Here is a 6,164-nt window from a genome sequence, read left to right as displayed (position 1 = left end):
GGGGGCCCCCCGCTAGTACAACACACCCCGCCCTCCCCGCCCCCCGGGCGCGCCCCCCCGGGCGGGCGCCCCCCACGCCCACACCGGACCGGGGGGGGGGGCCCCCCCCCCCCCCCCCCCCCTTCCGTACGCCGGTGTGCTCCGCGTCAGCCCAGCCCGCGGGAGTCCTGCTTCAGCGCCGTGTCGACCGTCAGGGCGGTCGCCACGACCAGGCTCAGCAGGGGCTCGGGGAGCTGGTAGTGGATCTGCAGGACGTAGTTGTCCGCCGTCGTGAACATCGTCTTCGCGAGGCCTTCCCAGGTCTTGGTGATCCGGGCGACCTCGTTGTCGGCGTGGTCGACGATCGCGAAGTTCCAGGCGCGCCAGTTCTCCGCCTTGATCGCACCGATCTGCTGACCGTTGGCGTTGATCGCGAAGTTGATCTTCCCGATCATGTTCTGCTGCACGATCTCGCCGACGGGCTGTCCGTCCGGACGCGCCACGAGCACCCGCGACTTCATGAACTTGCGGGGGCGCGTCAGCAGCAGCTGCGGCTGGCCGTACGCGTCCCGGATCTCCAGCTTGTGGGTCATGAACTGGTCGATGCTGGAGACGAACCGGAGGATCTTCTTCAGCGCGTTCTGGCCGACCTGGACGACCGAACCGAGCTGGTTGCCCTGCTGGTCCATGACCTTGTACTCGTTGGTCACCTCGATCAGCTTGGCCTTCTGGTTCACCACCAGCACCGGCTCGGTGAACAGCGTGCCGCCACCGGCAGCGCCGCCCGCGACCCCGGCCTCCTGCTGCACCTGACGCTGCACGCGCGGGTCGGGGCCCGCGGCGGGCTGCTGCCCGTAGGCCTGCTGCGGCTGCTGGGCGGGCTGCTGCGGGATCGGCGGGGCCTGCTGCGGTACCTGTTGCGCGGCCTGGGCCTGCTGGTCCGCATTCGTGTGGTCGGTCCACTGCGAGCCGTCCCAGTAACGCAGCGTCTGGGCCGCCCCGTGCGGATCCGGGTACCAACCTGCAGGAGTGTTCGAATGCGTGGTCACCGGGGCACACTACCTCGGGCCGACCCGAAAGCAACCAGCGTCCGGGTAACCATCAGACCGTCATGATGGCCGGATCGCTCACGCCCGTCCGGCCGTTCTCGACATGTCCGGCGAACCGGCGCAGGAACGTGCGGTCGGCGTCGGAGACGACGCTCAGGTCGTACCAGCGCTTGCTCGCCTTCAGGTCGACCGTGTGCTTCACGGTCGCGCCGGCCCGCACCTTGAACGACCGCGATGTGCCGCCATAGGCGTTGCTGAGCCTGAGACTCACCGTGCCCGGGCCCTTGTTGGTGAAGGTGAGCTCCACGTTGTCGCCCACGTACCGGGCGGTGACCTCGGGTCCCGCCGCCTTGCCGGGGCCCTTGAAGGTGCGCAGGAAGCCGTTCGGGCCGTGCACCGTCAGGTCGTAGGAGCCGCCGGAGTAGGCCGGGTTCCAGGTGTCCGAGACGGTCTTGCCGGCCTCGGTGGTGTAGGTCCAGGGGCCGTCGGTGCGGTTGCCGGACGTGACGAGGAAGGCCGCGCCCGCGGAGGCGCCCGAAGCGAAGGCCAGCGTGAACTTGCCGGCCGCCGCGTCCGCCGAACCGTCCACCACGGGCGCGTACTTGAGCGGACGGGCCGGGCGCGAGCCGCGCTCCTGCTTGGGCAGGGCCGGGTTCGCGGGCGGGGTGGGCACGTAGTCGGGGTGCCGGTCGTGGTCCGGCGGCCGGTAGCCGTCGGTGTCGGGCAGCGCGACCGGCTGGGTGTCCTTGCGGGCGAAGTCGAACGCGGAGCTCAGGTCGCCGGTGATCGCGCGCCGCCAGGGCGAGATGTTGGGCTCGTGCACCCCGAAGCGGCGCTCCATGAAGCGGATGACCGAGGTGTGGTCGAGCGTCTCGGAGCAGACGTAACCGCCCTTGCTCCAGGGCGAGACGACGAGCATCGGCACGCGCTGGCCGAGACCGTAGGGCCCGGCGGCATGGCTCGCGTCGCCCTGGTAGAGGTCCGGGCCGACATCGACCGTGGACTTGCCCTGGGCGGCGGACTGCGGCGGGTACGGCGGCACGAGGTGGTCGAAGAAGCCGTCGTTCTCGTCGTACGTGATGAACAGGGCCGTCTTCCCCCAGACCGCCGGGTCCGAGGTGAGCGCGTCCAGCACCTGGGAGATGTACCAGGCGCCGTAGTTGGCGGGCCAGTTCGGGTGCTCCGTGAACGCCTCGGGCGCCACGATCCAGGAGATCTTCGGCAGCTTCCCGCCCTGCACATCGGCCTTCAGCTGGTCGAAGAAGCCCTCGCCCTTGCGGGCGTCCGTGCCGGTGCGGGCCTTGTCGTACAGCGGGTCGCCGGGCTTGGCGTTGCGGTACTTGTCGAAGTAGAGCAGGGAGTTGTCGCCGTAGTTGCCGCGGTACGCGTCGGGGATCCAGCCCCAGGAGCCGTTCGCGTCCAGGCCGTCACCGACGTCCTGGTAGATCTTCCAGGAGACGCCGGCCGCTTCGAGGCGCTCGGGGTACGTCGTCCAGTCGTAGCCGGCCTCCTCGTTGCCGAGGACCGGGCCGCCGCCCTTGCCGTCGTTGCCGGTGTAGCCCGTCCACATGTAGTAGCGGTTCGGGTCCGTGGAGCCGATGAACGAACAGTGGTACGCGTCGCAGATGGTGAAGGAGTCGGCGAGGGCGTAGTGGAACGGGATGTCCTCGCGCGTCAGGTAGGCCATCGTGGTCGACGACTTGGCGGGCACCCATTTGTCGTACTTGCCCTTGTTGAAAGCGGTGTGTCCGTCGCTCCAGCCGTGCGGGAGGTCCTGGATGAACTGCAGCCCCAGGTCGTCGGCCTCCGGGCGGAAGGGCAGCACGTCCTTGGTGCCGTCGGACTGGTACCAGACCGACTTGCCGCCCGATGTGGTGGCCGGACGCGGGTCACCGAAGCCGCGGACTCCCCGCAGGGAGCCGAAGTAGTGATCGAAGGAACGGTTCTCCTGCATCAGGACGACGATGTGCTCGACGTCGTCGATCGTGCCGCTGCGATGGCCCGCCGGTATCGAGGCGGCCTTGGCGATGCTGTCGGACAGCGCGGTGAACGCCGCGGTGCCGCCGGCGAGTTGAAGGAATCGGCGCCGATTCACTTGGGGCATGGGTGAGTGACCTCTTGTCGTGACGGGCCTCGGGTGGCCGGATACTGATGGAACGTGCGCGAAAGGAGTGTTCCAAGAGCACCAAACGTCAGGGAAGGGTCTTGTGGCATCCACGTGAAAGTCGGTGGTACATGAGGCCAACGTTTTCGGGCGGAATGTCGGCGGACCTCGCCCGCGGGACGCTCACCTCTGTTTCGCGCTGCCGTGGGACGCGGCGCGTGCCGGACCCGTGACCCGCAGGTCGGCCTCGATACGGGCGACGGTCGCCAGCAGATGGGGCAGCAGATCACGGCGTACGGACTCGACCGAGTTGCGGCTCGCGTGCACCGGGATGTTCACGGCGGCGACCACCTCGCCGTCCCGGTCGCGCACCGGGGCGGCGACCGAGCGCAGCCCCTCCTCCAGCTCCTGGTCGACGATGGCGTAGCCCTGACGCCGTACCCGGCGCAGCTCGGCCCTGAGCTGGTCGGGCGAGACGATCGTGCGGGCCGTCAGACGGCGCGGTTCGGCGCGGGCGAGCCGCGCGTCGATCTCCTCGTCGCCCAGATGCGCGAGGATCACCCGGCCCACGGAGGTCACCTGGGCCGGGAAGCGGGTGCCGACCGTGATGGTCGCGGTCATGATCCGCCGGGTCGGGACCCGCGCCACGTACACGATGTCGTCGCCGTCCAGGACGCAGAGCGAGGACGACTCCCGCACCTGGGCGACGAGTTGCTCCAGATGCGGCTCGGCGATGTCGGGCAGCGTGAAGCTGGAGAGGTAGGAGAAGCCGAGTTCGAGGACTCGGGGAGTGAGCCGGAACAGCCGGCCGTCGGTGTGCACATAGCCGAGGTCCACCAGCGTCAGCAGGAACCGGCGGGCCGCCGCCCGGGTCAGCTCGCAGGACCGGGCCACATCGCTGAGGGTGAGCGAGGGGTGTTCACCGTCGAAGGCGCGAATGACGGCGAGGCCGCGCTCGAAGGACCGGACGAAGTACGGATCGCGGAGTTCAGCAGGCATCGTCGCCTCCACCAGGACGCACGGGGGTGCGCTCTGCGCACGCTAAGAGCACACTTCGACAACTGTCAACGACCTTGCGGGCCAAGGGCATTGACCCCCAAGGGCCATGCGCTCTACGTTCCCGCTGAGCACACCTGTGCGGTCTGCGCACAACCAGTCGGAGTACCAGAGGTCTCAACAGGGGGAACCATGCGTCGTCTGCTCATCGGCCTCGCGGCCGGAGCCGTCTTAGCCGCCGCGACGGCCTGCGGTTCGTCGGACTCCGGGGGATCGGGCACGGCGTCCGGCGGTACCACGACCGTGAAGGTCGGGGTCATTCCCATCGTCGATGTCGCGCCCGTCTATCTCGGCCAGAAGAAGGGCTTCTACAGCAAACGAGGTCTCAAGCTGTCGCTGACGACCGCGCAGGGCGGCGCGGCAATCGTGCCGGGCGTGGTCAGCGGCCAGTTCCAGTTCGGCTTCTCCAACGTGACCTCGCTGATGGTGGCGCAGTCCAAGAACGTGCCCGTCAAGGCGGTGGCCAACGGAGTCGCGTCGACCGGCAAGGACGGCGCCGACTTCGGCGGGATCGTGGTGAAGAAGGGCAGCGCGATCAAGTCGCCCAAGGATCTGGTCGGCAAGAAGGTCGCGGTCAACACCGTCAAGAACATCGGTGACACCTCGGTGCGCGAGTCGGTCCGCAGAGACGGCGGGGACGGCACCAAGGTGAAGTTCGTCGAGCTCGCCTTCGACCAGATGCCCGCCGCGCTCGACGGCGGCCAGGTCGACGCGGCCTGGGTGGTCGAGCCCTCGCTGGCCACGGTCAAGGCAGCGGGCGGCAAGGTCATCGCCTCCAACTACGTCGATGTGGCACCGGACTTGACCGTAGCCATGTACTTCGCGTCCACGCAGTACACGCAGAAGAACCCGGACGTGGTGAAGAAGTTCCGGGAGGCGACCGAGGAGTCGCTGGCCTACGCCGACAGCCACCCGGACGAGGTGCGCGACATCCTCAGCACGTACACGAAGATCCCCGAGGCCACCCTGCAGCAGATGATCCTGCCCAAGTGGCCCGCCAAGCCGAACCGTGTGTCGATCGCGACGCTGGCCAAGCTCGGCGAGCGGGACGGCCTCTTCAAGGAGATGCCGGATCTGGACAAGCTGCTGCCGTGAGCGGGCCGGTCCTCACGAACGCCGCGCTCGGGACGGCCGGGCTCGCGGGCTTCCTCGCACTGGGCGAGGTGGTCCCGCGGCTCGGCCTCGTCTCCGAGGACTACTTCCCGCCGACCAGCCGCATCGTTCGCGCGCTGGTCACCGAGCTGGGCGACGGGGCGTTCTGGACCGCGCTCGGCGACACCCTGACCGGCTGGGCGCTGGGCCTGGCGATCGCCGTCGGCGCGGGTCTCGTCGTCGGCGTGCTCGTCTCGGTCGTGCCGTATCTGCGGGAGGTGACCGCCTCGACGATCGAGTTCCTGCGCCCCATCCCCTCGGTCGCCCTGATCCCCCTCGCCGTCCTGCTCTACGGCAGCGGACTGCGCTCCGTGCTCCTGCTCGTCGTGTACGCCTCCTTCTGGCAGATCCTCATCCAGGTCCTGTACGGCGTCCAGGACGTGGACCCGGTCGCCGAGGAGACCGCCCGCTCGTACGGGCTCGGCACCGGGGCGCGGATCCGCCATGTGCTGTGGCCCAGCGCCCTGCCGTACGTCATGACGGGCGTGCGGTTGGCCGCCGCGGTGGCCCTGGTCCTCGCGGTGACCGCCGAACTCGTCATCGGCGCACCGGGGTTGGGCGCGCGTATCGCGGTCGCGCAGTCCTCGCAGGCGGTCCCGGACATGTACGCGCTGGTGGTGGTCACCGGTCTGCTCGGGCTGCTGATCAACGTGGGCGCCCGCACGGTGGAGCGCCGGGCGCTGGCCTGGCACCAGTCGGTGCGCGGGGAGGTGGTGGCGTGAAGAGCGACCGCCCGCCCGGGGCGCTGCGGCGGGACCGACCGCCTCCGGAGGCCGCGGACGGAGTGAAGCAGCTCCCGCCGTCCCGACGCACCGCCGGTGAGG

Annotated in this window: 5 protein-coding genes; 2 read left to right on the top strand and 3 right to left on the bottom strand. The window is 69.5% G+C overall.

Annotated elements, in window-relative coordinates:
* Positions 1 to 146: 146 nt before the first annotated feature.
* From ACFVYF_RS07660 to ACFVYF_RS07650, 3 genes are all read right to left on the bottom strand, one after another.
* Entirely contained in the window at positions 147 to 1,028 is an 882-nt protein-coding gene (locus ACFVYF_RS07660) for a phospholipid scramblase-related protein (RefSeq protein WP_389452358.1), read from the bottom strand.
* 52 nt (positions 1,029 to 1,080) lie between these two features.
* Positions 1,081 to 3,132, bottom strand: a complete 2,052-nt coding sequence (locus ACFVYF_RS07655; protein ID WP_389452355.1) for a phosphocholine-specific phospholipase C — start codon at positions 3,130 to 3,132, stop codon at positions 1,081 to 1,083.
* 183 nt (positions 3,133 to 3,315) lie between these two features.
* Positions 3,316 to 4,131, bottom strand: a complete 816-nt coding sequence (locus ACFVYF_RS07650) for an IclR family transcriptional regulator C-terminal domain-containing protein (RefSeq protein ID WP_389452352.1) — start codon at positions 4,129 to 4,131, stop codon at positions 3,316 to 3,318.
* A 189-nt stretch (positions 4,132 to 4,320) separates the two neighbouring features.
* Between ACFVYF_RS07650 and ACFVYF_RS07645 the strand changes: the two genes are divergently transcribed.
* Complete coding sequence (locus ACFVYF_RS07645) at positions 4,321 to 5,283, top strand: ABC transporter substrate-binding protein (protein WP_389452349.1); 963 nt, start codon at positions 4,321 to 4,323, stop codon at positions 5,281 to 5,283.
* Entirely contained in the window at positions 5,280 to 6,062 is a 783-nt protein-coding gene (locus ACFVYF_RS07640) for an ABC transporter permease (RefSeq protein WP_389452347.1), read from the top strand. Before ACFVYF_RS07645 ends, ACFVYF_RS07640 begins: the two co-directional genes overlap by 4 nt.
* The last annotated feature ends 102 nt before the right edge of the window (positions 6,063 to 6,164 follow it).

It is taken from the genome of Streptomyces sp. NPDC058274, from assembly GCF_042881375.1.
Classification (GTDB): Bacteria; Actinomycetota; Actinomycetes; order Streptomycetales; family Streptomycetaceae; genus Streptomyces.
Note: the sequence above shows the minus strand (reverse complement) of the source record. Positions and strands in the feature narration are given on the sequence as shown.

What these genes read in the sequence shown, in the direction of transcription:
- ACFVYF_RS07655 (WP_389452355.1), bottom strand. Translation starts at nt 3,132, where the DNA reads ATGCCCCAAGTGAATCGGCGCCGATTCCTTCAACTCGCCGGCGGCACC.
- ACFVYF_RS07650 (WP_389452352.1), bottom strand. Translation starts at nt 4,131, where the DNA reads ATGCCTGCTGAACTCCGCGATCCGTACTTCGTCCGGTCCTTCGAGCGC.
- ACFVYF_RS07645 (WP_389452349.1), top strand. Translation starts at nt 4,321, where the DNA reads ATGCGTCGTCTGCTCATCGGCCTCGCGGCCGGAGCCGTCTTAGCCGCC.